The sequence below is a fragment of the Granulicella sp. L60 genome, from assembly GCF_009765825.1.
Taxonomy (GTDB): domain Bacteria; phylum Acidobacteriota; class Terriglobia; order Terriglobales; family Acidobacteriaceae; genus Edaphobacter.
This window is the reverse complement of sequence record NZ_LMUR01000020.1, coordinates 126,420-152,601: the sequence shown is the minus strand read 5'-3', so window position 1 is coordinate 152,601 and position 26,182 is coordinate 126,420. Positions and strand designations below refer to the sequence as shown.

General features: G+C 60.9%; 27 protein-coding genes. 16 read left to right on the top strand and 11 right to left on the bottom strand.

Going from position 1 to position 26,182, the window contains the following annotated elements; genetic code table 11:
- The first annotated feature begins 169 nt into the window (after positions 1-169).
- On the top strand, positions 170-595 hold the full coding sequence (locus tag GSQ82_RS19200; RefSeq protein ID WP_158793911.1) for a VOC family protein: 426 nt from the start codon (positions 170-172) through the stop codon (positions 593-595).
- Between the two features lie 204 nt (positions 596-799).
- Entirely contained in the window at positions 800-3,055 is a 2,256-nt protein-coding gene (locus GSQ82_RS19195; protein WP_254061780.1) for a beta-glucosidase, read from the top strand.
- Here GSQ82_RS19195 and GSQ82_RS19190 read toward each other — a convergent pair whose 3' ends face one another.
- Positions 3,056-3,571: a DUF302 domain-containing protein gene (locus tag GSQ82_RS19190; RefSeq protein ID WP_216847126.1), complete on the bottom strand. Its 516-nt coding sequence runs from the start codon at positions 3,569-3,571 to the stop codon at positions 3,056-3,058. It abuts the gene before it with no gap.
- 33 nt (positions 3,572-3,604) lie between these two features.
- Positions 3,605-3,733, bottom strand: coding sequence for a hypothetical protein (locus GSQ82_RS25400; RefSeq protein ID WP_256370103.1), 129 nt, complete (start codon positions 3,731-3,733; stop codon positions 3,605-3,607).
- A 54-nt stretch (positions 3,734-3,787) separates the two neighbouring features.
- Between GSQ82_RS25400 and GSQ82_RS19185 the strand changes: the two genes are divergently transcribed.
- Together GSQ82_RS19185 and bshA are read left to right on the top strand one after the other, a co-directional pair.
- On the top strand, positions 3,788-4,723 hold the full coding sequence (locus GSQ82_RS19185) for a ChbG/HpnK family deacetylase (protein ID WP_158793909.1): 936 nt from the start codon (positions 3,788-3,790) through the stop codon (positions 4,721-4,723).
- A 54-nt stretch (positions 4,724-4,777) separates the two neighbouring features.
- Positions 4,778-5,929, top strand: a complete 1,152-nt coding sequence (gene bshA, locus GSQ82_RS19180; RefSeq protein WP_158793908.1) for an N-acetyl-alpha-D-glucosaminyl L-malate synthase BshA — start codon at positions 4,778-4,780, stop codon at positions 5,927-5,929.
- On the opposite strand, the gene GSQ82_RS19175 is transcribed toward bshA, so the two are convergent.
- Entirely contained in the window at positions 5,887-7,287 is a 1,401-nt protein-coding gene (locus GSQ82_RS19175; RefSeq protein WP_158793907.1) for a sensor histidine kinase, read from the bottom strand. The genes bshA and GSQ82_RS19175 overlap by 43 nt on opposite strands.
- Positions 7,288-7,509: 222 nt before the next feature.
- Between GSQ82_RS19175 and ribA the strand changes: the two genes are divergently transcribed.
- Entirely contained in the window at positions 7,510-8,148 is a 639-nt protein-coding gene (ribA, locus tag GSQ82_RS19170) for a GTP cyclohydrolase II (protein ID WP_158794221.1), read from the top strand.
- 12 nt (positions 8,149-8,160) lie between these two features.
- On the top strand, positions 8,161-8,493 hold the full coding sequence (locus GSQ82_RS19165; protein WP_158793906.1) for a hypothetical protein: 333 nt from the start codon (positions 8,161-8,163) through the stop codon (positions 8,491-8,493).
- Positions 8,494-8,499: 6 nt separating this feature from the next.
- Here GSQ82_RS19165 and GSQ82_RS19160 read toward each other — a convergent pair whose 3' ends face one another.
- Complete coding sequence (locus GSQ82_RS19160; RefSeq protein ID WP_158793905.1) at positions 8,500-10,311, bottom strand: VWA domain-containing protein; 1,812 nt, start codon at positions 10,309-10,311, stop codon at positions 8,500-8,502.
- A 260-nt stretch (positions 10,312-10,571) separates the two neighbouring features.
- Here GSQ82_RS19160 and GSQ82_RS19155 point away from each other — a divergent pair, with 260 nt between their 5' ends.
- Both GSQ82_RS19155 and GSQ82_RS19150 read left to right on the top strand, forming a co-directional pair.
- Positions 10,572-11,780, top strand: coding sequence for an acyltransferase (locus tag GSQ82_RS19155; protein ID WP_158793904.1), 1,209 nt, complete (start codon positions 10,572-10,574; stop codon positions 11,778-11,780).
- A 65-nt stretch (positions 11,781-11,845) separates the two neighbouring features.
- Positions 11,846-12,970 (top strand): hypothetical protein, encoded by a 1,125-nt coding sequence (locus GSQ82_RS19150; RefSeq protein WP_158793903.1) that lies wholly within the window; start codon positions 11,846-11,848, stop codon positions 12,968-12,970.
- Here the strand turns inward: GSQ82_RS19150 and GSQ82_RS19145 are convergent.
- The 6 genes from GSQ82_RS19145 to GSQ82_RS19120 all read right to left on the bottom strand — a co-directional run bounded on the left by GSQ82_RS19145 (position 12,939) and on the right by GSQ82_RS19120 (position 17,512).
- Positions 12,939-13,439: a DinB family protein gene (locus GSQ82_RS19145; protein WP_158793902.1), complete on the bottom strand. Its 501-nt coding sequence runs from the start codon at positions 13,437-13,439 to the stop codon at positions 12,939-12,941. The two genes, GSQ82_RS19150 and GSQ82_RS19145, sit on opposite strands and share 32 nt — an antisense overlap.
- Positions 13,432-13,911 carry a DUF1203 domain-containing protein gene (locus GSQ82_RS19140; RefSeq protein WP_158793901.1) on the bottom strand — a complete coding sequence of 160 codons (480 nt, stop codon included), beginning with the start codon at positions 13,909-13,911 and terminating at the stop codon, positions 13,432-13,434. Before GSQ82_RS19140 ends, GSQ82_RS19145 begins: the two co-directional genes overlap by 8 nt.
- 320 nt (positions 13,912-14,231) lie before the next feature.
- On the bottom strand, positions 14,232-15,128 hold the full coding sequence (locus GSQ82_RS19135; protein ID WP_371417241.1) for a glycine betaine ABC transporter substrate-binding protein: 897 nt from the start codon (positions 15,126-15,128) through the stop codon (positions 14,232-14,234).
- Between the two features lie 149 nt (positions 15,129-15,277).
- A complete protein-coding gene (locus GSQ82_RS19130; protein WP_371417240.1) occupies positions 15,278-15,910 on the bottom strand; it encodes an ABC transporter permease in 633 nt (210 codons plus the stop codon).
- Positions 15,907-16,656 (bottom strand): ATP-binding cassette domain-containing protein, encoded by a 750-nt coding sequence (locus GSQ82_RS19125; protein ID WP_158793899.1) that lies wholly within the window; start codon positions 16,654-16,656, stop codon positions 15,907-15,909. Before GSQ82_RS19125 ends, GSQ82_RS19130 begins: the two co-directional genes overlap by 4 nt.
- A gap of 28 nt (positions 16,657-16,684) precedes the next feature.
- Complete coding sequence (locus tag GSQ82_RS19120) at positions 16,685-17,512, bottom strand: ATP-binding protein (RefSeq protein WP_158793898.1); 828 nt, start codon at positions 17,510-17,512, stop codon at positions 16,685-16,687.
- Between the two features lie 187 nt (positions 17,513-17,699).
- On the opposite strand from GSQ82_RS19120, the gene GSQ82_RS19115 reads away from it, so the two are divergent.
- From GSQ82_RS19115 to tpiA, 8 genes are all read left to right on the top strand, one after another.
- Complete coding sequence (locus GSQ82_RS19115) at positions 17,700-17,933, top strand: hypothetical protein (protein ID WP_158793897.1); 234 nt, start codon at positions 17,700-17,702, stop codon at positions 17,931-17,933.
- A 182-nt stretch (positions 17,934-18,115) separates the two neighbouring features.
- Complete coding sequence (gene gap / locus GSQ82_RS19110) at positions 18,116-19,123, top strand: type I glyceraldehyde-3-phosphate dehydrogenase (protein ID WP_158793896.1); 1,008 nt, start codon at positions 18,116-18,118, stop codon at positions 19,121-19,123.
- 139 nt (positions 19,124-19,262) lie between these two features.
- Positions 19,263-19,904 carry a pyridoxamine 5'-phosphate oxidase family protein gene (locus tag GSQ82_RS19105; protein WP_158793895.1) on the top strand — a complete coding sequence of 214 codons (642 nt, stop codon included), beginning with the start codon at positions 19,263-19,265 and terminating at the stop codon, positions 19,902-19,904.
- Between the two features lie 131 nt (positions 19,905-20,035).
- Entirely contained in the window at positions 20,036-20,773 is a 738-nt protein-coding gene (locus GSQ82_RS19100) for an SDR family oxidoreductase (protein ID WP_158793894.1), read from the top strand.
- 200 nt (positions 20,774-20,973) lie between these two features.
- On the top strand, positions 20,974-21,351 hold the full coding sequence (locus GSQ82_RS19095; RefSeq protein ID WP_158793893.1) for a hypothetical protein: 378 nt from the start codon (positions 20,974-20,976) through the stop codon (positions 21,349-21,351).
- A gap of 412 nt (positions 21,352-21,763) precedes the next feature.
- Entirely contained in the window at positions 21,764-22,138 is a 375-nt protein-coding gene (locus GSQ82_RS19090; RefSeq protein ID WP_158793892.1) for a RidA family protein, read from the top strand.
- A gap of 188 nt (positions 22,139-22,326) precedes the next feature.
- The gene (gene pgk, locus GSQ82_RS19085; protein ID WP_158793891.1) at positions 22,327-23,547 is read left to right on the top strand and encodes a phosphoglycerate kinase; all 1,221 of its coding nucleotides are present in this window, start codon (positions 22,327-22,329) and stop codon (positions 23,545-23,547) included.
- Between the two features lie 738 nt (positions 23,548-24,285).
- Positions 24,286-25,128 carry a triose-phosphate isomerase gene (tpiA, locus tag GSQ82_RS19080; RefSeq protein WP_371417239.1) on the top strand — a complete coding sequence of 281 codons (843 nt, stop codon included), beginning with the start codon at positions 24,286-24,288 and terminating at the stop codon, positions 25,126-25,128.
- Positions 25,129-25,488: 360 nt separating this feature from the next.
- On the opposite strand, the gene lepB is transcribed toward tpiA, so the two are convergent.
- Entirely contained in the window at positions 25,489-25,989 is a 501-nt protein-coding gene (gene lepB / locus GSQ82_RS19075) for a signal peptidase I (RefSeq protein ID WP_158794218.1), read from the bottom strand.
- Between the last annotated feature and the right edge of the window lie 193 nt (positions 25,990-26,182).

Here is a 26,182-nt window from a genome sequence, read left to right as displayed (position 1 = left end):
ATACCCCTCCGGTCGCAACTCCCGTTGGTCGCTGGATAAATCTTTCCTGCCGACCAACGGGAGGCCCACGCAAGCGGTATGAAAGTCACGAAGTGACCGCCCGCCGCGTAGGCGGTCTTGCAGGCGGTCTCTCTGTCTCGCATCGTATGATGAAGCTCAGGAGACCGCCGTGCCGCTAACCCCGTTTCACATCGCCTTCCCCGTCGACGACCTCGACGCCGCCCGCACGTTCTACGGAACCACCCTCGGCTGCGCGGAGGGCCGCAGTTCCGCCCAGTGGATCGACTTCGATCTCTTCGGCCATCAGATCGTCGCGCACTTGAAGCCTTCCTCCAGCGACAGTGCAAAGGCGCATCACAATCCCGTCGACGGTCACGACGTCCCCGTCCCGCACTTCGGCGTCATCCTCCCGATGGATACATGGCAGGCGCTGGCAGATCGTCTTCGCAGCGCAGGCATCCACTTCGTCATCGAGCCCTACGTTCGCTTCCAAGGCGAAGTCGGCGAGCAGGCGACGATGTTCTTTCTCGATCCCGCAGGCAACGCGCTCGAGTTCAAGGCCTTCGCAGACATCAGCCAGCTCTTCGCAAAGTAGCCACCTCGAAACCTGAGTCACTCACTCCCAGCAACCATAGCCATCTACGGCAGAGCGTCAGAAAAGTGCATCTCTCCCTTACCTATACCGATTTAGTTCGGATAGACTCGATGCGACTTCGAAACCAAGTTTTGACCGTCCTGCAGTCTTCCTACGCGATGACTGCAGCCGCCGTTCGACCGCAAACAATCTGAAGGAGCACCGATGTCAATGCAAACGCCGTACAAGGGCCTATCTTTTTTGTCTTCACTCTCTTCATCGATCATGGCATCGATCGCCGCCTCCCTCATCGCAGCCTCTCTCTGCTGTACCCCCGCACACGCGCAGACCGCACCCGATCTCACGAAGATGCCATGGATGAATAAATCCCTCGCGCCCGACGAACGCGCCAACATGGTGCTCGGCCAGCTGACGCTCGATGAAAAGATTCAGATGGTCCACGGCGCCGGCTGGGGCGTCCTTCGCGAGGGCGCACCCATCCCCGCAGGCTCGAACTTCGGCGCAGGCTACATGGTCGGCATCCCGCGTCTCGGCATCCCCGGCATCGATCTCGCCGACTCCGCCGTCGGCATCCGCATGGCCGCCTATCAGTCGCGCTATGCAACGCTTCTGCCGTCCACGCTCGGCGCCGCCTCCAGTTGGGATCCCGAGTCGGCCCAGCTCTACGGACAGGTCATCGGACGCGAGCTGCGCCAGCAGGGCTTCAACATGACCATCGGCGGCGGCGTCAACATCACCCGCGAGCCGCGCAACGGACGCAACTTCGAGTACGCCGGCGAAGACCCCATCCTCGCAGGCACCATGACCGGCAACCTCGAGAAGGGCGTCTTCTCGCAGCACGTTATGAACGACATCAAGCACTACGCCATGAACGATCAGGAGACAGGCCGCAACGTCGTCAACGTTCTACTCGATAAGAAAGCCATGCGCGAGTCTGATCTGCTCGCCTTCGAAGTCTCCATCGGCATCGCCGACCCCTCCGCCGTCATGTGCTCCTACAATCTCGTCAACGGCGACCACTCCTGCGAGAACGACTATCTCCTCAACCAGCTCCTAAAGAAAGACTTCAAGTTCAAAGGCTGGGTCGTCTCGGACTGGAGCGGCACGCACAGCACCGTCAAGGCAGCGCTGAACGGCCTCGACCAGGACATGCCCGGCGATGATAACTTCTTCAGCGAGCCGCTCAAAAAAGCTGTCCAGGAAGGACAAGTTCCTACCGCGCGTCTCGACGACATGGTCCATCGCATCCTGCGCAGCATGTTCGCCGCAGGCGTCATCGATCAGCCGCCCGTCCGCACCGTCGTCGATCCCTTCCGCGGACGCGACGATGCCCAACACATCGCCGAAGAGAGCATCGTCCTGCTGAAGAACACCGGCGGCATCCTCCCCCTCAAGACCTCCACACCCTCCATCGCCCTCATCGGATCGCACGCAGACGTAGGCGTCCTCTCCGGCGGCGGCTCCGCTCAGGTCGACTCGCCCGGCGGCAACGCAGCCAATCCACGCCCCGGCGGATCGCATTGGAACGAGGTCATATACTTCCCTTCTTCGCCGCTCAAAAATATTCAGGCCAAGTCACCCACAGCCACCGTCACCTACGCTGACGGCACCGACACCGCCGCCGCCGCGAAGCTCGCAAAGTCCTCCACCGTCGCGCTCGTCTTCGTCAACCAGCCCATGAGCGAAGGCCACGACGCCGCAAGCCTCGCACTCCCCGGCGACCAGAACGCGCTCGTCGAAGCCGTCGCCGCCGCAAATCCCAACACCATCGTCGTCCTCGAGAGCGGCGGCCCCGTCAGCATGCCGTGGATCCAGCACGTCAAAGGCGTCGTCGAGATGTGGTATCCCGGCATCGGCGGAGCGCAGGCGCTCGCGAACATCCTCTTCGGCGACGTCAACCCCTCCGGAAAACTGCCCGTCACCTTCGCCAAAGACGACGCCCAACTGCCGCACCCCGTCGTTCCCGGCCTCGAAGGCGTAAGCCCTGCGGCATCGGCGCACGACCACCACGTCAAGGCCTTCGATCTCACCTACACCGAAGGAGCTAAAGTCGGTTACAAATGGTTTGAAGCGACCAACAAGGAGCCGCTCTTTCCCTTCGGCTTCGGTCTCTCCTACACCACCTATGCGTACTCCGGCCTCACCGTCGACGACGCTCAGCGCACCGTTCACTTCACCGTGCGCAACACCGGCTCACGCGAGGGCACCGAGATCGCACAGGTCTACGTTGCGCTTCCCGGAGCCGCCAACGAGAGCTACCAGCGCCTCTCCGCATGGCAGCGCGTGAAGCTCGCACCCGGCGAATCGAAGGACGTCACCCTCACGCTGCACCCGCTCTCGCTCACCATCTTCGACACCGCCAGCAACGCCTGGCAGCTACTCCCCGGAGACTACAAAGTGATGGCCGGTCCCTCCTCCAGCGACACGCCACTGAAGGCAACCCTCCACGTCCATCCCTAACTAAATCTTTGCAACGCTTCCAATCTCCGACGTAATCGCAGTAATCAAGGCGAGGAGCCTCTCATCCAGGCTCTTCGCCACTGCATCAATCTGCGCATCCTGGAACTGACTCAGTAGCGTCGTAGGCCGATCGTACTCAAACGCAGTACCTCCACTTGCGGTCTCATACACGGCCAGCCGAAGCGGCGCATACAAGCCCGCACCAAAGGCGTGCTGTGTCATCTGCGTCGCCGACATTACATTTCCAATGTGATAGACCACGCCATTTCGCTGCGACCCCACCAGCGCAAGCCAATCCCCATGCACCGCCCGATAGTGAATCATCAGCCCATGCGGACTCGCACCCTCCACCAGCCGCGCGCGCAGCTCATCAATCTTATGCTCCCTCAGCAACACACGATAACTCTCATCAAGCTGTTTAACCTCACGCTCCAGACGATTCTTCACCGCGGCATAAGGCGCATCGCTCTCAATCGTGATGTGTTCCACCTGGACCTGTCTCTTCGTCGTTCGCATCGTCCCTACCCTCATCTCTCTAATCAACCACAGCTAAAGAATAGCCAAGCGCTCGCGAATATTTTCAGCCGCTCCCAGTCGCTGCAAATAAAACATCGCTGCGATAATGGATGCAGAAGCAATGGATGCAGAAGCTGCGATCACGATCTTTTTCTCTTCCACGCAATCCTGATCGAATCTTCAAAGGCTAACGCAAACTACTCGCAAGCGACACCTATGGCTGCCCGACTCATCATCAACGCGGACGACTTCGGCCTCACCCCCGGCATCAATCGCGCCATCGCAGAGCTTCATCAGGCCAACGCCCTCACCTCCGCCACCCTCATGGCCACCGGCCCAGCCTTCGACGACGCAGTCGCCATCGCCCACGCCAGCCCCACCCTCGGCGTAGGCTGCCACGTCATCCTCACCGACGGCGTCCCCGCCTCCGATCCGCAAACCATCCCCACGCTCCTCGGCCCCGACGGCAAAACCCTCCGCCCCTCTCTCATCGACTTCGTTCAAGCACTCCTGCGCGGCCGCATCAACGAGGACGACATCACCCGCGAAGCCGCCGCACAGATCCAACGGCTCCAGCGCGCCGGCATCCGCATCACCCACCTCGACACCCACAAACACTCGCACCTCTTCCCCACCGTCACCCGCCCGCTCCTGCAACTCGCCGAACAACACGGGATCCCCGCCATCCGCAATCCCTTCGAACAGCCCTGGAGCCTCGCCCTCGGCCACGGCAATCGCCTCCGCCGCATGCAGGTTAAACTCCTCAGCACGCTCCACACACGCTTCGAGCGTCAACCTCAGATCCGCAGCGCCCGCGTCCTCACCACCGACGGCACCATCGGCGTCTCAGCCACCGGCCATCTCGACGCACCCACCCTCCGCCAGCTCCTCCACGCCCTCCCCGCCAATGGCACCTTCGAGCTCTGCTGCCACCCCGGCTACAACGATGCCGATCTCGACCGCGTCACCACCCGCCTCCGCACCCATCGCGACATCGAGCGCAACGCACTGCTCGCCGAACTTCCCGCCATCACCCTGCATCCAAACGCGCCGCATCTCATCCACTATGGAAGCCTCAGCTCGAACACCGAAGCAAACGGAACACACGATGCACATCAATTCACAATCGCGCACGCCGACGAGCGAGTCTAATCACATGTCGCATCCGTCTCACCCTACGAGAACGAACGCACCATCAGGAACCCTATGAAGATCGGCATCACCTGTTATCCCACCTACGGCGGCAGCGGCGTCGTCGCCACGGAGCTCGGCATCGAACTCGCCGCCCGCGGTCACCAGATTCACTTCATCACCTACTCGCAGCCCTTCCGCCTCACCGGACGCGAAGACAACATCTTCTTCCACGAAGTCGTCGCCTCCAACTATCCCCTCTTCGAACACCCGCCCTACGACCTCGCACTCGCCACCCGCATGGCCGAGGTCGCCGAGTTCTACTCGCTCGATATACTCCACGTCCACTACGCCATCCCCCACTCCGTCAGCGCCTTGCTCGCGCGGCAGATGCTCGCAACCCGCAACATCCACCTTCCCTTCATCACCACGCTCCACGGCACCGACATCACCCTCGTCGGCCTCGACCGCTCCTACCTCACCATCACCAAGTTCGGCATCGAGCAGTCCGACGGCGTCACCAGCATCTCCAGCTATCTTCGCGACCGCACCCGCGAGGCCTTCGGCATCACCTCCGAGATTGAGGTCATCCGTAACTTCGTCAACTGCGACGTCTACCTGCGCGACCCCGCACGGGTCGCCTCCATGCGCTCACGCTTCGCCGAACCAAACGAACGCCTGCTCGTCCACCTGTCGAACTTCCGCCCCGTCAAGCGCGTTCAGGACGTCGTCAAAGTCTTCGCCCGCGTCGCCAAGGCCATGCCCGCGCGCCTTCTCCTCATCGGCGACGGCCCCGACCGCAGCGTAGCCGAGTACCTCGCCCGCGAACACAACGTGCAGGACCGCATCCACTTCATCGGCAAGCAGGACAACGTCAACGAGCTTCTTCCCCTCGCCGATCTCATGCTCATGCCCAGCGAGATGGAGTCCTTCGGCCTCGCCGCACTCGAAGCCATGGCCTGCAGCGTCCCCACCATCGGCACCCGCGTCGGTGGCGTATCCGAACTCATCCAGGACGGACACAACGGCCTGCTCTTCGAAGTCGGCGACATCGAGTCCATGTCAGCCGCCGCCATCTCTCTGCTTCTCGACCAGCCTCGCCTCGAAGCCATGTCCCGCGCCGGCCGCAAGACCGCGCAGGACAACTTCTGCGCCTCCCGCGTCATCCCGCTCTACGAGGAGTACTACGACCGCGTCATCGCCCGCAGCGCATCCTCGACAAAGTGACCGATCGCCTCGCCCGCACCGCCGATCGGCCCCCATGCCTCGGCGTCCGCATCCAGAATCGGCATCAGGATCGTCACCTTCGTTCCCCGCCCCGGCCTGCTATTAATCTCCACCTGCGCCAGACGACCGTACAGCACTTCCATCCGCTCGCGCACATTCCGCATACCGATGCCTGTCCCTGGCCGCAATAATCCACTCACCGGCGAGATGCCATCACGCTCCGGAGGCATCCCCACGCCATCGTCCTCCACCTCCACCAGCAGCCGTCCCTCCTCTGTAATCCTGCTCCGCAGCGTCACCGTTCCACCGCTGATCCTCGGCTCCAGTCCATGCTTGATGCTGTTCTCGATCAGCGGCTGCAGCAGCATCCCCGGCACTACGATATCCAGCGTATCGTCCGCAATCTCCTTCACCACCTTCAGCTTGTCGCCGAACCGCACCACCTCGATATCCAGATAGTCATCCGTAAATCGCAGCTCATCGCGCAGCGGCAAAAATGCCTCGCGATCCTTCAGCAGCACACGCAGAATATTCGCCAGCTTCACGATCATCTCCCGCGCCAGCTCCGGCTGCGAACGCACCAGCGACGTAATCGAGTTCAGCGTATTGAATAAAAAATGAGGATTGATCTGCCGTTGCAACGCATCCAACCTCGCCTCCAGCAGCAGCCTTCCCTGCTCCTCCAGCTTCCGTTCCACGCGAATCGCGTTCCAGATCTTCAGCGGAACTCCCACAATAACCGGCGCCGTCGCACAGATCAGCAACTCCACCCACCACTCGCTCGAGTGCAGCTCGAAGAAGTACCGCGGAAACAGCTTCCCCAGCATGCTCGTGCCGAACTGCATCGACGACACCAGCAGCAGCAGCATGATCTGCCGGTCCAACTGCGGCCTGCGCAGATTCCTCGTCACCCACCGATAGATGCTCAAGTCGATCATCGGCGAGAACGACCACACATCCTCCGGATCGGCGAATCGCCCGAACGCTCCCGCAATCGCAGCCACCAGCAGATTGATCGGCAGCGTCATGTACTCGTGGTGCAGCACAGCCGGCACCGCCAGCGCCGCTCCCCCGGCCATCGCCGCGATCGGTCCCACCAGGATGCCCAGCAGGATCGTCGTCTCGAACGAAAGATCGGCCGCCAGAAAGTTCGGCACCATCGTCCGAACCCACACGCCCAGTATCAGCGGAAAGCAGATCATCGCGACCAGCCACACCGTCTGCCGTGGCGTCCGGCGCGCGGTCAGCAGTAGATTCTTGAAGCGTATCGACCGGGTCAGCGAGGTCGACACAGCCGCTGCAACGCCCAGCTCCACCAGCAGCGTAATTAGAATCAGCTTGGAATCGATCTGGTTCACAACACTACTTTACGCCCCGCGTGGATCATCATCCTCCGCCCAGCAACGCGAGGCCCCAAGCCATCACCCCACCACGGCAAGGTACAAAAGTCACGAAGTGACCTCCCCACGAGCAGTGGGCCCGTCCGGCAGGACAATCATCTGACAATCCAATGACATCATGCATCGAACACTTACTGGCAGAATCTAATCATGATGAGCACCGAAACGTATAATCACACCATGCCGTTTGCAAGTGTCACCAAGGTAGCCGACGCCGACTTCCCCACCCGCTGGGGCCACTTCCGCATCCTCGGCTTCGAAGGCATCATCGAAAATCCGCTCCCCTGCAACGACAACCTCCCCGCTCCCGGCATCCGCATCGAATCCGCCGTGGCCCTCGTCATGGGCGACATCCTCTCCGCTCCGCCCATCGTCCGCATCCACTCCCAGTGCCTCACCGGCGACGTCTTCCACTCTCTGCGCTGCGACTGCCGCCAGCAGTTCGAACTCGCCATGTCCACCATCACCGCCGCCGGCGCAGGCATCATGCTCTACGAGCAGCAGGAGGGCCGCGGCATCGGCCTCATGGCCAAGCTCCGCGCCTACGAGCTTCAGGACAAGGGACTCGACACCATCGAGGCCAACCTCGAACTCGGCTACGAAGCCGACTGCCGCCACTTCGAGCTACCCGCCCAGGTCCTCAAACATCTCGGCGTTACCAGCGTCCGCCTCATCACCAACAACCCCGAAAAAGTGGAAGCACTCGAACTCGCAGGCATTGGAGTCGTCGAGCGCATCTCCGCCGAAGTCCCCAGCGAACCCACCAACGAGCGCTACCTCCAGACCAAGCGCGAAAAGATGGGTCACCTCGTCAGCTAGTACAAAACAAGTGTGAGCGCCCAATTGCCAGGAATCACCTCACGCCAACCAGGCTTCGGCAACTGGGCGCCGATCGCTACCGGTATTCTGTGGTCCGCGACTGCCGTAGGCTGGATCTTCTTCTTTCGCTCCACGCCAGCCCATCCCAGCAGTCCGCCCGACACCAAAGACTACATCGCGGTCGTAGGCTTCATCGGAATGGTCTTCGGCACAGTGGTCCTATTCGTCGCAGGCATACTCGTTCTGGTCGCGGCCGTAATCATCTATCACATCCGTTTCCGGCGATACCAGCTTGAACAAGCGAACTTCGTCGCCAACCAACCCACTCCACCACCGCCGCGATAGCGCAACCTAAGGCCGCGCTGCCACAGCGCTCCCCACCGCCCCAAGCTTGATCTGATCCACCGCAATCTCCAGCGACCCAGCCTTATCGCCCGACAGATCGTGTACCCCCAGCCGCAGGAAAAAACTCCCCTTCGCCGGAATCACAATCGTCTGATCGCTCCCAAACCCCGCCTGCATCATCTGTCCGTACGACGCCCCATCCAGATCCAGCTGCGCCATCGTACTCTTCGAGTTCACCACCTCGCCCTTGTCGTCATACACCACCTCTACAAACTCCACGCGCCCGTGATAGTTCATATCCGGCGTCGGCATCAATCGCATCTCCTGCGCGCTCACCGAGTAGTGAACCTTGTACTCCCGCAGCGCATCCTTCCTGAAACTCTTGTCCAGATAATCGCCCTTCGCTAACGGCTCATCACCCTTCAGCTTCGTTGTCTCCTGTGGCGCCGTCACCCGTGCCACAAACACAATATCTCGCACCGGTCCCGCGCCCATCTTCATCGCCGCCTCCATCGTATGCGACTGCCGCGCACGCACCGGCTGTCCCGGCAGCAATCTGCGCGGACTCTCCAACTCCGCAATATGCCTGCTCTCCGCCGCCTCATTGTTCCGCGCATAGTATCCCCTGCGATACTCCAGCTTCATCCCAGACTCTCCCTGCACCTTCACCTGCAGCTTGCGATACCCGCCGTCCCACGTATGATTCGCCGGCGTATACGACAGCGTGTAGTAGTTCGATCCCGTATCCACCACCTCCGCAATCGCCTCCTTCAACCCATTCGTGTTGTAGAACGCACGCCCACCCGTAGCCTCGGCCACATCGTCCAGATCCCCATGCTGATAGAACTGCCTCGTCTCAAATCGTCCAATGCCGCCTCGTCCCACCGGCCCGGTCTGCAACCCGCGCGAGTCCACCGGATACACCGCGATCCTGCTCAGCGTCAGCACATCCGTCGTCTTGCTGAAGTCGTCGATGAAGCTGCTGATATCCGGAAACGGCACCCCGAACCCCGGCCCATACACCGTCACCGGCACGCTCCCCGTAAACCAGATCAGGTTCTTCCTCCCCGGAAACGGCGCAAGATAGTGCGCCAGCGTCTGCATCCCCTGCGTCAAAAAATCCTGCCGCATCCGCTCCCGCACATACCCCGGCGCCGCCGGCCCTCCCAGCAACGGCGAGATCACCGCCTGATCCCGCTTGCCGTTCACCACCTGCCGCAGCACCTCCGGGTCCGACGTCACCCCTTGGATCATGTGCATCTGCGTGTCCATCTGAAAGATCGCGATCCTCGTCCCCGGAGGCACCGTCTTCATATACGCGATCATCTGCTCCCGCAGATACATCTGCGCCTGCACCGGCGTATCCAGCGCATCCAGCAGAAACACCGTGATCGCTCCCGTGTCGTTCGCCTCCGGATCGTAGTTCGTAAAGTGATTCGGCGGCATCACCAACGCAGCCTTCGCCCTCGCAATCTCCTCCGGACTCAACGGCTGGTGCTCCTGAAAGCCGGACACCATCTGCGGCACGCCATCTTCCATCAGCGTAAAGTCCGATGCCTTCAACCCCTTAACCGGCCTGCCCTTGCCGTTAGTCACCACCACATCCAGCAGCACCAGTCGCGCTGCCGTCTTCAGCGTGGTCACACCCTCATCCCGCCGCTGCAACTGCAGAGAGCTCTGCCCCCCATCAGCCGCCGGAGCCGGCGCAGGCTGTTGTGCCGCCATAATTCCCACGAACAGCGATCCAGCCATCAACCACCCAGCCAACCCAATCATTACCCTGCTAACCCCGGTTCCTGTCTCGGTAAAACTCCGCATCGTGAACATCCTCAAAGAGATAAACCCAGAACTCAACGATCAGTCGCGTCACCGTTGTGAGAGGGTGCTATCACGCAACAGAGCAGCTAAAAGCCAATTCCTGATACAACTTTCGCAGTAATCGTGCCAAAAGTAATCAATTGCATGGTAACTTCATCGCAGAGCCCGTCTGAAAAGGTTGAACGGCTAAAAAAAGCACCGTCCTGATCTTCTTTTGACGTATTACCGTCTTCCAACGCTGAGCACCATGGAAGGTAAGAATGGGTAAATCTTCGAGAGAGTACTTCCCGTCGCTGGAAGGCATACGCGGCTACGCGTTTCTACTCATCTTCCTCATCCATTACACAGAGGTCTACAAGCGCCCGTCCCATCTGGCGCTCTACCCCCTCTACCTCTTGCAGAACACCGCCTGGTTTCTCGTTCCCATCTTCTTCGTTCTCTCTGGCTTTCTGATCACACGCATCCTCCTCTACACTCGCGAGCGCGAAGGCTACTTCCGTGTCTTTTATCTCAGACGCGCTGTACGCATCTTTCCGCTGTACTACCTCACCATCCTGCCGATCGGTCTCTTCGGTCTGTTGCGGCACTGGCCTCTGCAGCCGGCGCACCTGCTGTACCTCGTCGACCTGCAAAACTTCTCTCACATCGGTTGGAACTTTAGCCGCTACGTCCTGAGCCACGTCACGATGGTGCATCTCTGGTCGCTTGCGGTCGAAGAACAGTTCTACCTCGTCTGGCCGCTCATCATCTGGATGATCCCCACCGAAAAGCTGCTCCTCCGTGTAAGTTACGGCGTCATCGCCTTCTGCTTTCTCTTCCGCCTGGCCTGGCCGCTGACGCACCTTCCCTACGACGGAGCCTACTTCTACACCACCACCCGCGTGGATGCGATCATCATCGGCGCCATCCTGGCCGTCTATCACGGGCGCGTCGGCCTTTGGGAGAGGCTGGCCAAAGTCTCGCGCATTCTCATTCCCGTCGCCTGGGGAATCATGATCGCCCTCACTATCGTCCGTGGCACCGGCCTCACCACCGACTACTTCGGCGTCGCCTTCTCCATCCCGATGATGAACCTCATCGGCACCGCCTTCGTCATCCTCGCGCTTCATCCCGGATCGATCGTCCAGCGCGTCTGCAGCGGCAACCTCATCTGCCGCTTCGGCCGCCTTACTTATGCCTTGTATCTCTTCCATCTGCTCTACGCTCACACCTTCACCCAGGTCTTCGCCGGCAAGCTGGACCGCTATCTGCCTCACGTTCTCTCCGAGGCTCTTATGATCTCCGCCGCATTCGCCTTCACCCTGCTTCTGGCCATGCTCGCCTACCGCTTCATCGAGCTACCCGCTATGAGCTGGAAAGACAAGTTCGTCTACGGTCCACGCAGTTCTCGTGAAGTCGTCCCCACTGAAGTGACCGTAGAAGACGGTCTGCCCGGCCTCGGCCACGCGCTTTTGCTCCGTTCCGAGTAGTAGTTTTTTGCCTCGCTCCATGTCGCAGAGTCGTTCACCCGGATGAGCCGGGACTGGAGAATCAATTGAGAACAGTCTTCCCACCCCGCACCCGGCCCGGCAGGTTTGTACTTTACATCTGCTCCTTCGCCATCGCCGCTCTGTACGTCGTCCATGCGGGCTTCGTCAACACCACCCCCTACATCGATCTCAGCCAGTGGCTCAGCGGTCACGAACGCCTCCCGTTCCAGAAGCGTGCGCTGCTCATCCCCCTCCTGCGCGCCTTCGACCACTCTCCCGCCGTCCAGCACTTCGCAAAGACCAGGAGCTTCGTGCTCGCCCAGCCTGTAAAAATCGGCTTGGTCGTCATCGACTTCCTCTCGCTCCTCGGCTGCGGCTTCCTCGCCACCCGCATCTACGACCGCGCCACCCACTCCGGCAGACTCCGCTGGGCGCCATCCGCCCTCATGCTCGTCCTCTACGTCTTCACCGCCGGCTTCCGTTACGAGTCCAACTTCATCTTCCCCTACGACATGCTCAGCATGTTCTTCTTCACCCTCGGCATCTATCTCATCCAGCGCAATAAAATCTGGATGCTCTTTATCCTCTTCCCCATCGCCACCCTGAACCGCGAGACCACCCTCATGTGGGCTCCCGTCCTTCTGCTTGCGGGACGCTATCGTGCAAAATTCTCCTGCCAGCCCCACCGAGTCTGGATCAAGACCGCCCTCACCACCACCGCGCTCGTCCTGATGTGGTTCGCCATGATGCACTTCATCAACGGCCGCTACCCGCACAACGACAGGTCAGAGGACTTCCCCCGCATCTTCTACAACATCCGTCTCCTCTTCTCGCCCAAAGACTGGGACCAGCTACTCTCCCTCTTCGCCTTCACGCTTCACTTCGCGCTGCTCTCCTGGCGCAAGATCGACGACGGCCTCCTGCGAAACATCTTCCCTATCGTTCCTCTCTGGGTCGCGCTGATGTTCTATCAAGGAGTCATCATCGAAGGCAGAATCTTCAGCGAACTCCTGCCCTACTACGCTGTCGTCTCTGTCCTCATCTTCGAACACATCTACCTCGTCTACCCGGCAGCCGATGCCCTCGAAGAGGAAGAGGCAGACACTCAACCCGTCTTCGAAGAAGCAACCCTCTGGCCTCGTCTCCGTGCGATGCAGTTCAAAGTTGCCGCAGCCCTGTCACCACGTTAGCTGTCGTCACCGCCTGCCCCACGTGCCTCTGCGTATGTTCCGCGCAGTGCACCAGCAGTCCGCCCACCGTACTCGGCAGCATCGCCCGTCCCACCCCGCGCGCCTCCTCATACCTCGCCGCCGAGATCATCCTCACCCGCCTCTGCGCCTCACCCAACCCGGCCAGCACCTCAGCCAGCACCTCCTCCGCCACCGCCCCACCCGCCAGCTCACTGGCAAGCGCATCCATCTGCGCCCCATCCAGCGCCCTCCCCTCCGCATAAGTCAGCAGCCGGTCCAAACTCCGCGCAATATGCCGCAGATGAAACGCCACCGGCGCCAACCCAAACGGCCGCGCATTCATCTCCGCATCACTCAGCCCCGCGCACCATCGATCCACATCCTCCGCCGCCAGCTCCAGCGCATGCAGCACCTGCCGCCGCACCGCATCCACCTCCGTCAACGTCCCCCGCAGCCACGGCTCAACCATTACTCCTCCGCTCCACACGCATCCGAAAACATCCCGCGTTCGGATCCCTCACCATCACATACTCCACCGCATCATCCTCCATCATCTCGCGCAACGAAGCCTCCGGCGACCGGTCCTTCTCAACCACCAGCCGTCGCCGAATCATCTGATCCGCATCATAACCGTCCAGCAGCGCACCCAGCCCAACCAACTCCACCGGATAACCCGCCTCCTCCGCATACCTCTCACAAGCCTCTTCGTGAACGAACACCGGCCCCGGCTGCGGAATCCCCGCCACACCATCAAACGGATTCAGCGTAAACAGCAGCCTTATCTCCTCACCCACAGCAAACGGCTGCAGACAGTGCCTGCAAGGCCCAAGCCCCGTCGCCACCTTCGCCGTCACCGGATGCCCATACCCCGGCGACACCCTCGTCACCCGTACCTGCTCCGCCAGCTCACTCGCAATCGCAATCATCTTCAACTCACTCATCACACTCTCCAGTCGTCAAACTCACCAACTGAAGCCATCTTCCCCCCACCAACCCAATCCCCACACTCCGGATCGGAACACCAAACTCGACCCCCTATGCGAGACCGCGCGGGCGCCCTGCGCGGGCAGCGATCACTTCGTGACGTGTATACCGGCTTCGCCATGAGCCGCCCGTTGGTTGGCGACAAGATTCTCGATTGCGACCAGCGGGAGCACCAACCGAAGGAGTACACGAGTCACGAAGTGACCTCTCGCCGAGCAGGCGGCCCGTCCGGCAGGACACAGCCTTTGAATGGGTCGTTACGCTAGCTCCAGCCCCTTCACAAACCCTTCCCCCGCCGAAACTCCCTCACCACATCCCCCACCGCCCGATGCTCTCCATCCACCGCGTAGTTCATCCCCCGCACCTCATCCGCGCTCACCCTCCCCGCCAGCCGATCCATCGCCGTCTGAATCTCCGGATGCCTCCGCAACGAATCCTCCCTGATCAGCGGCACCGCCTCATACGGCGGAAAGTAGTGCCGATCATCCTCCAGCACCACAAACCCCATCGCCCGTATCGGCCCATCGGTCGAGTTCCCCGCCACCATATCCACCTGGCTGCTCCCCAGCGCCCGATACAGCAACCCCAGATCCATCGTCCGCGGGTCTCCGTCGAACTTCAGCCCATACGCAGCCTCCAGCCCGTGCAGCCCATCCGGCCTCTGCTGAAACTCATACCCCACCCCCAGCCTCCACTGCGGCGCAACCTTCACCGAGTCCGAGATCGTCTTCAACCCCAGCCGCCGCGCATCCTCCCCCCGAATCACCATCGCAAACGTATCCTGAAATCCCAGCCCCGGCTCCACCTTCACCCGGTACCGCGAAGCGTACAGCGTACTCACCGTCCGAAACACACTCGCCTCATCCCGCTGCCCCACCGGCGGCAGAGGCTGCTTCAAGATCGCCGTCAGCGCCGTCCCCGTGTACTCCACATATCCGTCGATCCGCCCGCTCACCAGCGCCTGCTGGCACAGATAGCTCCCCGCCAGATAGAACCGCCGATCCACCGCCTGCCCGCTCACCGCCTCAATCTCCTGCGCCACCAGCTCCCCCAGCACCACCTGCTCGGTAAAGTTCTTCGCCCCGATCGTGATCCTAGACGACCGCGGCGGCGCACACCCCACCATCAAAAGAAATCCACAGGCCACCAGAGCCCCCAAAAGCCCCCGCAACACCCTCCCTCTCACTTGACAAGACCCACCCCTGAAACCAGACCCCATCCCACTCCACCCACCGAAGCCCAGTCTCAAGTCCGACCCAAAGTCCGGACATAAAGTATCTACTTCGAATACTTTACCCACTTTCCGTGGGGATGGGGGGTATCTCATACCCGCTTCACCGCCAGCCGCCGCTCCAGCAGACCAAGCCCCGCATCCGCGACCAACGCCAACAGCGCCGCCGGAATCGCCCCCGCCAGAACTAGCCCGTTATCCACACTCGCCACACCGCGAAAGATCAGCTCCCCCAACCCGCCCGCGCCAATCGCCGCCGCAATCGTAGCCACCCCCACGCAAGTCACCGTAGCCGTCCGCAGCCCAGCCAGAATCACACTAGCCGCAAGCGGAAGCTCCACCTTCAAAAGCCGTTGTATACCACTCATTCCCATAGCATTAGCGACATCGATCAGCGCCGGATCCACACTCTGGATCCCCGCATACGTATTCCTCAAAATCGGTAGCAGCGCATATCCCGTAAGCGCCAGAATCGCCAGCCGTGCCGCATTCTCCCCCAGCCATGGCACCGGCAGCAACAGCCCAAACAACGCCAGGCTAGGCACCGTCTGCAACACATTCGCAAAACCAATCACCGGCCCCGCCAGCCCCCGCCTCCGCGTCAGCAGAATCCCCAGCGGTAGCCCAATCCCCGCCGCCAGCAGCATCGCCGAAAGCGTCAGCCACAGATGCTCGAACGTCAGCCGCCCAATCTCCCATCCATAAGACTGAAAGAAACTCATCATGCCGGCACCACACGATGTACAGCCGAAACATAATCTCTTACATGAGGGTTCTTCGACCCTAAAACCTCACCTGCCGCGAGATCCGCCACCACCGATCCCTGCTCAAGAAACACCACCCTCCTCGCCAGATACAGCGCCTCGTCCAGGTTGTGCGTCACCAGCAGAACTGTCTTGCCCACCTTCGCCAGCAGGTCCCGCAACATCGTCTGCATCTCCGCCCGCGTCAGCGGATCGAGCGCCCCAAACGGCTCATCCATCAGCAACACCCCCGGATCCATCGCCAGCGCCCTCGCCAGCCCCACTCGCTGCCTCTGCCCACCAGAGAGCTGCCACGGATACCGCGCCCGAAACTCCTCATACTCAAGCCCAGCCAGCGCCATCACCTCCCGCGCCCGCGCCGCCTGCTCATCCTTCGTCCGCCCCGCCAACTCCAGCGCCATCGCCGCATTCCGCTCCACCGTCATATGCGGAAACAGCCCCGTCTCCTGGATCACATACCCAATCCCCCGCCGCAGCGCCACCTCATCTCCCCCGGACGCAGACCGTCCCCCCACCAGCACCTCACCCGAGGTCGGTCTCACCAGCCCATTCACCATCCGCAGCAGCGTCGTCTTGCCGGACCCACTCCGCCCCAGCAGCGCCGTCGTCGTCCCCGCCTCCAGCAGCAGCGAGATATCGCGCAACAAAACACGCCCACCAGTCACCGTGTAGCTCACCTTCGCGAACTCAACGCCAACCGTGGGCATGTTCCCTACTCTAACTTGTCTTTCGCTTCTAGCCTGCGACCTCAGGCTCCGGCTCCACAGCGGACGGCTCGCCCGCAGCACCCGGATGACCCTTCACCCGCACCACCGTGATCTTCTCGAAGCCTTCTTTGAACGTAGGCGGCTTCAGGCGCTCTGCCATCTTCTGCATCACCTCGTCGGTCACCTGCCGGTCACGCTTGGAGTTGCGCTCCATGCACACCGCCAGCGGCACGTCGAAGAACACCGCCTGCACCTCATAGCCAAAGCTCTTGGCCATCTTGATCCACTGCCTGCGCTCATGCGGCGACAGGTTCGTCGCATCCACATAGTTCCAGGGCATCTTGGCGATCAAACGCGCCCGCAGCAAGCTCCGCAGCGTAGAGAACACCAGCCCTTGGTAGCGCTGCTCCGTAATGTCGTCAAACAACAGCGACCGCAGCAGATCGCTCGACAGCGGCGTCACGCCCCGGCGCTTGTACCAGGTCGTCTTCCCCGACCCCGGCAGACCGATCGTGAGCACCACGTATCCCTTAGGCGACTTCAGCGCCGTAGGTTCGGCAGGCGGCGTCCCCAGCGACTCAGGCTGTGTCTCGATCACCATCCGCGGCTCCGAAGGAGCCTCAGCAGGCGGCGCAACAAGAGCCTCAGCAGCAATGGGCGCAGCAGGCGGCGTCACCGCAGCCTCGGCAACCGGTTCAGAATGTCTCTCCGCGGCACTCTGCGGCACATCCACATGCACCGGCAGAGCCTCCGGGTACGTAGGTCTCAGGGGTGCGAGCTGGTTTGAGGGCAACTCCTGCCCACTCTTCCCCGTGGACTCCGAATCATTCGGTCCACGTCTAGGGCGTCGTCTCATCTTTTCGCTTATCCATTCGCGCAATTCGCGCATACGACGCTTGTAACACAGCGCGGAAGCCCCCCGCAAATCCCCGCACCTCCAGCGACACCCCGCATCTTCCGATTCAACCCTTCTCAGCTTTTCGATGCTGCATACATCGTCCATTCATCTGGCTCCGCTAACGTCGCGCCAGACGAGGTGAATCATGGCCATAGAAATATCCACACTGGACCAGCTCCAGACCGCCTACAAGACCGCCGTCGAACAGTGGATCTCCGCTATCCGCGCCGAAGAAGCTCTCGCCTCAGTCAACCACTCCGAAGCCGAGATCGACCAGTGGGAAGCAGCCCACTTCCGCGAAGAAGACGTGCGCCAAAAAGCTAGGGCAGCAAAAAAAGAGTACGAAGGCGCCCTCCGCGAAAAGTTCTTCAACTTCTAGCCACCGGAGCACCAACGCACGCACCTCCACACACGGCAGCAACCCTGCCGCGCCGATTTGCGCCGCATCAGCCCCGGTGGTAGCATCCCGCTTGGATGGGGTGACGCCGCGTGCGCCACGCTGTCTCCCGGTTGAGCAGCATTAACCCCCACCGCAGCAATACGATAGGAGCAATCAATCTCATGGCAGTAAAGGTAGGCATCAACGGCTTCGGCCGCATCGGACGCAATGTATTCCGCACCGCTCTCGGCAATCCCGACGTCGAATTCGTCGCCGTCAACGACCTCACCACCCCCGCCACCCTTGCCCATCTGCTCAAGTACGACTCCATCCTCGGCAATCTCAAAAACGAGATTACCCACGGTGCCGATTTCATCGCCGTAGACGGCAAACAGATCAAAGTCTTCGCCGAGCGCGACCCCTCCAAGCTCGACTGGGCCTCCGTCGGCGCCCAGATCGTCGTCGAATCCACCGGCTTCTTCACCGACGCCGAGAAGGCCAAGGCCCACCTCGGCACCACCGTCAAGAAGGTGATCATCTCCGCCCCGGCCACCAACGAGGACATCACCCTCGTCCTCGGCGTCAACGAGGGCAAGTACGACGCCTCCAAGCACAACATCATCTCCAATGCGAGCTGCACCACCAACTGCCTCGCCCCCGTCGTCAAGGTGCTCAACGACACCTTCGGCATCGTCAACGGCATCATGAACACCATCCACAGCTACACCAATGACCAGGTCGTGCTCGATGCGCCGCACAAGGATCTCCGCCGCGCCCGCGCCGCTACGCTCTCCATGGTCCCCACCAGCACCGGTGCCGCCAAGGCCCTCAAGCTCGTCATCCCCGAGATGGCCGGCAAGCTCGACGGCTTCTCCATCCGCGTCCCGACCCCCACTGTCTCTGTCGTCGACCTCACCTTCGTCTCCGAAAAGCCCATCACGGTCGACAGCATCAACGCCGCAATTAAGTCCGCCGCCGATGCCGGTCCAATGAAGGGCTATCTTGGCTACACGGAGGAAGAGCTCGTCAGCGCCGACTTCCGCGGCAACCCGCTCTCCTCCATCTTCGACTCTAAGCTGACCAAGGTCATAGGCAACACAGCCAAGGTCATCAGCTGGTACGACAACGAGTGGGGCTACTCCAACCGCGTCAAGGACCTCATCCTCTTCCTCGAGAAGAAGGGTCTCTAAACCGCCCAGTCTTTCGCACCACAGCGCCCGGCGAGCGGTCAGCATCATGGCCCTCACCGGGCGTCTCTGCATCCGTTCGCATCATCGCGGAATCTATATCTCAGGCAGCGAGTCCACCTGCCCGGATCGAGCACGCCCTATGAGTCGTCGTTTTCACGAACTAGCCTTCACCCCACTCGTCAAGCAGCATCAGGAAGAACACGGCAGCCGCGCCCAGTACGAGCGCCTCGCCGAACGCTCCTCCTCCGGTAACGCCCTCGGCCCCGAGGAGCAGACCTTCATCTCCCTCCGCGACAGCTTCTACATGTCCTCCGTCAGCGAGACCGGCTGGCCCTACATCCAGCATCGTGGAGGCCCCGCCGGCTTCGTCCACATCATCGAACCCTCCCTCATCGGCTTCGCGGATCTCCGCGGCAATAAGCAATACATCAGCCTAGGCAACTTCGACCACGACGCCCGCGTCGCCCTCTTCTTCATGGACTACCCCAACCAGACCCGCCTCAAGATCCTCGGCCGCGTCGAGATCCACGAGCACGATCCTCAAACACCCGCACTCATCGCAGACTTCAAGACAGCCGACAAGACCGCCGTCATCGAGCGAGTCATCCTCATCCACGTCGAAGCCTTCGATTGGAACTGTCCGCAGCACATCACCCCCCGCTACACCCTCCAGGAGCTGCAGCCCACCCTCGCCTCCTTCCAAAAGAAGCTCGCAAAACTCGAAGCCGAAAACGCAACCCTCCGCGACAAACTCAAGCTGCCGGCCCCAAAGACCAGCTAACACCCCATCCCAAATCCCTCCCCTGACAAAACTCCCCTCCGCCATATACCCTTACTCTCTGCGGTTTTTTCGAGACGCAAACAAATCCTATTGCTAACCACATCTGCTAACCCACAAGGAGAAAACTCAACATGGCCAACAAGCTCACCGGTAAAACCGCCCTCATCACTGGCGCAAGCGCAGGCATCGGCTGGTACGCAGCCCTCGCGCTCGCAGAAGAGGGCGCCAACCTCGTCCTCACCGCCCGCCGCAAAGACCGCCTCGACGAACTCACCAAGCTCGCCAAAGAGAAAGGCGCAGCCAGCGTCACCACCATCCCCGGCGACGCCCGAGAAGAGCAGGTCGCCAAAGACTCCGTCGCCGCCGCCATCAAAGCCTACGGAGCGCTCGACATCCTCATCAACAACGTCGGCATGGGCATCTACAAGAACCTCGCCGACACCAGCCTCGCCGACTACACCACCATGGTCGACACCAACATCCGCACCACCTTCCTATTCTCTCACTACGCCGTCCCTCACATGATCGAGCGCGGCTCCGGCACCATCCTCATGATCTCGTCCATGGCCGGCGTCTACGGCTTCGCCAACGAGGCCGTCTACTGCGCCACAAAGTTCGCCCAGGTCGGCTTCGCCCAGGCCCTCGACCGCGAGCTCCGCACCAAGGGCATCAAGGTCGGCGTCATCTGCCCCGGAGGCGTCAAGACCGAGTTCGCCATCGGCACCGGACGCACCGTCGAAGGCGTCGCCGCAAGCGATATGCTCGAGCCCGAAGACGTAGCCCAGGCCATTCTCCTCGCCTGCACCCAGTCCCCTGGCTCCCGCATCATCGAACTCCAAATGCGCACCATGGGCGAGTCGCTCGCCTAGCCTACGCACCCACCACAGCCCTCCGCCGCAGCCTGGTAAAACCCAGACCGCGCGGAGGGCTTTTCACTGTCAGAGGTAGAATCACCATCAGGCATACGAACCAATACGCCATGCCCGTATCGACTCGCCATGCCCATGTCGACTTTTACAAGTGCCAAGCCGTCAAAAGAATCAGCATCACATTCCTCAGTGGAGATCTCATGCGCGCACCCGTTCTACTCGTTCTCGTAACCCTCCTCGCAGGCTGCAATCACAGGTCTCACGACGAACAGGCCAGCAGCACCTTTAACAAACGCATGCAGTGCGCGCGCCTCTCCACCAGCGGCAAATGGGACAACCTGCCCAACGGCCCCTACCTCGACGAGACCTACTACTCGCCCTCGCTCGACACCTGCATCTTCGTCCTGCGCCAGAGCTTTCCCGGAGACAAGGACGGCAGCATCCATAACGACGTCTTCATCGTCAACGCCCTCACCCGCAAACAGCTTTGGAGCAACGACCCCAAGGGCACCGAGACCGAAGAGCAACTTGACGCCAGGCTCAACGACGAGCTGACCAAACTCCAGGTCATCAAGTAATCAGCAATCAATCAGGCAGTATCGACATCCAGCCTGAGCATCTGTGATGATGTGATGGATGGATATAGAAGTCGTCCTGAGCGGAAGTAATGGGATGGAGATAGAAAGCCTCATCGTGAGCATCTGAGATAGATGGATAGAAAGCGTCATCCTGAGCGAAGCCTCTCGCAGTTTCATCGCGAGAGGCGCAGTTTCATCGCGAGAGGCGCAGTCGAAGGACCTGCACTACACTCAACGTGCCAATGCTCTCTCCTCATCTCGCACCACATCCGAACAGGCCCGCATCCCTCTACAAGTCGATACCACCGAATCCGCGTTTAGCCAGCGAAACAAATCCTCATCACGGCACGTCCATTCGTCCGGCACACACCTCTTCCCCACAAGGCCCGAACGCACTAGCATCTCAACTAACATGACCCAGCGCACGAACATCCCCGGTACCAGCCCCTTCGAGCCCATCATCGGCTTCTCGCGCGCCGTGCGCATCGGCAATCACGTCCACGTCTCCGGCACAGGCCCCGTCGGAGCCGACACCGCAGGCATCGCCGAACAGACCGAGCAGTGCCTCACCCTCATCGCCGCCGCGCTCACCAACGCAGGCAGCTCCATCGAACATGTCTACCGCACCCGCATGTACCTTACTCAGCCAGAAGACTGGGAGGCCGCAGGCCGCATCCACGGCAAGTTCTTCGGCATCATCCGTCCCGCCGCCACCATGGTCGTCATCGCCGCCCTGCTCGACCCCGCATGGCGCATCGAGATCGAAGCCGAAGCCTACATCCCCTGAGAGCTTTTGCCGTTACAATCGGAGCCGAGGAAATCCGTCATCGAGAGCCGCTCCCAACTCATCGCTCGCAACCACCCCCTGCAACCGAGCACCTGAGCCGCACGCTCCTCGCGCAACCCTCTTCCAAACGATATTCTTACCCTGTCGATCGGGTGAATCCTGTCCCAATCCACATCAGAGGAACTACAGTGACAAAGCTCTCCATCCGCGATCTCGACCTCACCGACAAGCGCGTTCTCATCCGCGTCGACTTCAACGTTCCTCTCAAAGACGGCATCATCACCGACGACACCCGCATCCGCGAGACCCTCCCCACCATCGAGTACGCCCTCCGCCACAAAGCCAAAGTCATCCTCTGCTCCCACCTCGGCCGCCCCAAAGGCAAACCCGTCGCCGCCATGAGCCTTCGTCCCCTCGTCGATCACCTCCGCACCATGCTCGACCACGTCCTCGGCGACGACGAAAACGTAGCCTTCTCCCCCGACTGCATCGGCGAAGTCGCCAGCGAGATGGCCGCCAACCTCGAATCCGGCCAGCCCCTCCTGCTCGAAAACCTCCGCTTCCATCCCGAAGAGGAGGCCAACGATCCCGCCTTCAGCAAAAAGCTCGCCTCACTCTGCGACATCTACGTCAACGACGCCTTCGGCAGCGCCCACCGCGCCCACGCCTCCACCGAAGGCATCACCCACTTCGTCAAACAATCCGCCGCCGGCCTGCTCATGGAAAAAGAGCTTACCTACCTCGGCAAAGCCCTCACCGAACCCGACAAGCCCTTCGTCGCCATCATCGGCGGCGCCAAGGTCTCCGACAAGATCGGCGTCATCGACAACCTCCTCAACGACGGCCCCGCCAAAGCCGACGCCATCATCATCGGCGGAGGCATGGCCTACACCTTCCTCAACGCTCAGGGTCAGGCCACCGGCAAATCCCTCGTCGAATCCGACAAGATCGACGTAGCCAAAGCCACCCTCGCCAAGGCCAAAGAAAAAGGCGTCCGTTTCCTCCTCCCCGTCGACCACGTCCTGGCCGACAAGTTCGCCCCCAACGCCAAGACCCAGCTCTTCTCCGGCCACGGCGCCTTCCCCGACGACCTCATGGCCCTCGACATCGGCCCCAAATCCATCTCCCTCTTCGAAGACGAGATCGCCGACGCCCGCACCATCATCTGGAACGGCCCCATGGGAGTCTTTGAGATGCCCGCCTTCGCCCGAGGAACCAACGAGATCGCCGCCGCCGTCGCCCGCAACCGCGACGCCACCACCATCGTCGGCGGTGGAGACTCCGTCGCCGCCATCCAGCAGTCCGGCGTCGCCAGCCGCATCACCCACATCTCCACCGGCGGCGGAGCCAGCCTCGAGTTCCTCGAAGGCAAAACCCTCCCCGGCGTAGCCGCCCTTACCAACAAATGATCATCCCGACCAACGGGAGGGCCAGCCGACTTGAGGCGGGTGAAGGCTGACACTCATTCTTCAGTGTCCATCTGGTATTTCTTTCCCACGCGCTCTGCCAGATGGACAAACATACACATGAGTCGCGGATTGGATCGTTCAAGGCGCGTGTCGCCACGGAGTCGGCACAAGACTAAGTGGATGGCGGCTAAAACGATAATGGCGGCAGATAGAACTTCTCGAACCAGAGATACAAGTGCAAACTCAGCAAAACGGGCACTTTTCACGAACACAACTTCCTTGTAAGTAGCTCACAATAAGGGAGGAACTTCCATTCTATCAAACGTAGTCACTTCATATTTATCGTTAAGCATAACGCCACACTATTGACTAATGGAATGACGTTTGCATGTGGTTGGGAGACGGATCCGCAATTACATTTCATGTCCGATAGGAGAGCGTGTCTCAGAGTGGTACCGTTGATTGTGATAAGCATCTCTCCACATTCAGGCAGGGAATCTTCATCCAGTTCACGAAACCTCTAGTGTTCCCATCTCATGCCCCTCTCAGGGTTTGTCAAAGACATAACTACCACAGCATCTATTGACATCTGATAAAATAGAGCCAGCAGAACAAAGGGAAGCCCGGCACCCGCCGGGCTTTTTCACGTAGGCCCAAACCGATCCCAGGTCCGGACCTATGTCATTTTTTTTCGAAGACTTTGCACACTTTTGACGAGAGGGAGCGGTACACATCATAATGCGCCAACAAGCCGCCGCAACCACTCCCGCCGCAACCTCCAGTCTTCCCACATCCGCATCTCCATGGAATACTGATCCGCACATGCGAAAGCCCGTCATCGCCGCCAACTGGAAGATGTATAAGACCCCCAAAGAGTCCCTCGCCTTCCTCGCCGAGTTCCTTCCCCTCGTCAAGGACCACACCGCCAGCGAGATCGCCATCTTCCCAACCATGTCCTCGCTCGGCTACGTCATCGAGGCCACCAAGGGCACCAACATCACCGCCGGCGCCCAGACCATGCACTGGCTCAACGAGGGCCCCTACACCGGCCAGACCTCGCCCACCATGCTCGAGAGCATCGACTGCACCAGCGTCCTCATCGGCCACTCCGAGCGCCGCATCTACGCCCACGAGACCGACGACATGGTCAACCTCAAGCTCAAGGCCGCCCTCGCCCACGACCTCATCCCCACCCTCTGCGTCGGCGAAACCTTCGACAAGCGTGAGTCCGGCCTCACCGAAGCCGTCCTCAACTGGCAGGTCGCCGTCGCCCTCAACGGCGTCAAGAGCGGCCTCTGCGGCAAGCTCATCATCGCCTACGAGCCCGTCTGGGCCATCGGCACCGGCTCCGTCGCCACCCCCCAGCAGGCCAACGACGCCCACGCCATCATCCGCGCCGAAGTCGCCCGCCACCTCGGCCCACACTGCGCCGACGGCCTCCGCATCCTCTACGGCGGCTCCGTCAAACCCGACAACGTCGCCAGCCTCATGGCCCAGCCCGAGATCGACGGCGCCCTCGTCGGCGGAGCCAGCCTCCAGCCCAAATCCTTCGCCGAGATCGTCCACAACGCCACCTCTTAAAGCAACTGAGCCCCGCAGACTCACCCTGCAGGGCTCAATCCAAATCCATATCGCACATCGGTCTACCGATGATGATAGTGATGGTGGTAGTGATGGCGATGATGATAGTGGTGAGGCTGTTGTCCCACCCTGACCACAACCTGCGCATCGGCCGGTTTACAGAACGCAGCCACGCTGAACAACATACAAAGGGCAAAGATCCAGCTATTCATTCGAGTCTTCATAGCAACACCCCTGAAACACATTTTTAAACGCAAGAGTCTACATACTGTGATTCCAGACAGATGTAAACCGTTGTATTTTCAGGATTAATATAAAACTAGTTCAAAATATTTGAACTATCGGATGCAACCCGCCAGCCTACCGCACCACCCCAGCCTGATCCATCGGCCAGTACACAAACGCAGCCTTGCCATAGATCAGGCTCCGCTCCACCGGTCCAAAGTCGCGGCTGTCGCTCGAGATCGAACGGTGATCCCCCATCACGAAGTACTCATGCTCAGGCACCGTCATCTCCGGCTGCGTCCGATCGTCTTCAAACCGCTTCGGCACGTAGCTCTCCACCAACGCCTTGCCGTTCACATACACCTGCCCGTGGTCGATCCGCAGCTCATCCCCCGGCAGCGCGATCACCCGCTTGATATAGCTCTTCTCATGGTCGTGCGGATACAGGAACACCACCACATCCCCGCGATGAATCTCGCCCACCCGGTATGCAATCTTGTTGATGAACAGCCTGTCCTGATCCTCCAGCACCGGCAGCATGCTGGTCCCCTCCACGCGCACCGGCTGATACAGAAACACGATAATCAGCGCCGAAGCCACCACGGAGACCAACAGATCCCGCAGCCACGAGTGCATCGTTCCCTGCCGCGGCTCCTGCCGAACCCCCTGCCCCGGACCATCCCCCACTGGCTCTCCCGCCGGCTGCTTGTCGATCTCCTGCTCCTGCCCGTCCTGCACTTCGTTCTGCACGTCTTTATCGAATCCTCGCTGTATCTTTAGACGAAACAATGATCTGGACGGACCAATGATTCATAAACAATCTAACCCA

Excerpts from the sequence above, each read along its gene's own strand:
- GSQ82_RS19195 (WP_254061780.1), top strand. The coding sequence starts at position 800 with ATGTCAATGCAAACGCCGTACAAGGGCCTATCTTTTTTGTCTTCACTC.
- GSQ82_RS19190 (WP_216847126.1), bottom strand. The coding sequence starts at position 3,571 with ATGCGAACGACGAAGAGACAGGTCCAGGTGGAACACATCACGATTGAG.
- GSQ82_RS19185 (WP_158793909.1), top strand. The coding sequence starts at position 3,788 with ATGGCTGCCCGACTCATCATCAACGCGGACGACTTCGGCCTCACCCCC.
- bshA (WP_158793908.1), top strand. The coding sequence starts at position 4,778 with ATGAAGATCGGCATCACCTGTTATCCCACCTACGGCGGCAGCGGCGTC.
- ribA (WP_158794221.1), top strand. The coding sequence starts at position 7,510 with ATGCCGTTTGCAAGTGTCACCAAGGTAGCCGACGCCGACTTCCCCACC.
- GSQ82_RS19160 (WP_158793905.1), bottom strand. The coding sequence starts at position 10,311 with ATGCGGAGTTTTACCGAGACAGGAACCGGGGTTAGCAGGGTAATGATT.
- GSQ82_RS19155 (WP_158793904.1), top strand. The coding sequence starts at position 10,572 with ATGGGTAAATCTTCGAGAGAGTACTTCCCGTCGCTGGAAGGCATACGC.
- GSQ82_RS19145 (WP_158793902.1), bottom strand. The coding sequence starts at position 13,439 with ATGGTTGAGCCGTGGCTGCGGGGGACGTTGACGGAGGTGGATGCGGTG.
- GSQ82_RS19140 (WP_158793901.1), bottom strand. The coding sequence starts at position 13,911 with ATGAGTGAGTTGAAGATGATTGCGATTGCGAGTGAGCTGGCGGAGCAG.
- GSQ82_RS19130 (WP_371417240.1), bottom strand. The coding sequence starts at position 15,910 with ATGATGAGTTTCTTTCAGTCTTATGGATGGGAGATTGGGCGGCTGACG.
- GSQ82_RS19125 (WP_158793899.1), bottom strand. The coding sequence starts at position 16,656 with ATGCCCACGGTTGGCGTTGAGTTCGCGAAGGTGAGCTACACGGTGACT.
- GSQ82_RS19120 (WP_158793898.1), bottom strand. The coding sequence starts at position 17,512 with ATGAGACGACGCCCTAGACGTGGACCGAATGATTCGGAGTCCACGGGG.
- GSQ82_RS19115 (WP_158793897.1), top strand. The coding sequence starts at position 17,700 with ATGGCCATAGAAATATCCACACTGGACCAGCTCCAGACCGCCTACAAG.
- gap (WP_158793896.1), top strand. The coding sequence starts at position 18,116 with ATGGCAGTAAAGGTAGGCATCAACGGCTTCGGCCGCATCGGACGCAAT.
- GSQ82_RS19105 (WP_158793895.1), top strand. The coding sequence starts at position 19,263 with ATGAGTCGTCGTTTTCACGAACTAGCCTTCACCCCACTCGTCAAGCAG.
- GSQ82_RS19100 (WP_158793894.1), top strand. The coding sequence starts at position 20,036 with ATGGCCAACAAGCTCACCGGTAAAACCGCCCTCATCACTGGCGCAAGC.
- GSQ82_RS19095 (WP_158793893.1), top strand. The coding sequence starts at position 20,974 with ATGCGCGCACCCGTTCTACTCGTTCTCGTAACCCTCCTCGCAGGCTGC.
- GSQ82_RS19090 (WP_158793892.1), top strand. The coding sequence starts at position 21,764 with ATGACCCAGCGCACGAACATCCCCGGTACCAGCCCCTTCGAGCCCATC.
- tpiA (WP_371417239.1), top strand. The coding sequence starts at position 24,286 with ATGCGCCAACAAGCCGCCGCAACCACTCCCGCCGCAACCTCCAGTCTT.
- lepB (WP_158794218.1), bottom strand. The coding sequence starts at position 25,989 with ATGCACTCGTGGCTGCGGGATCTGTTGGTCTCCGTGGTGGCTTCGGCG.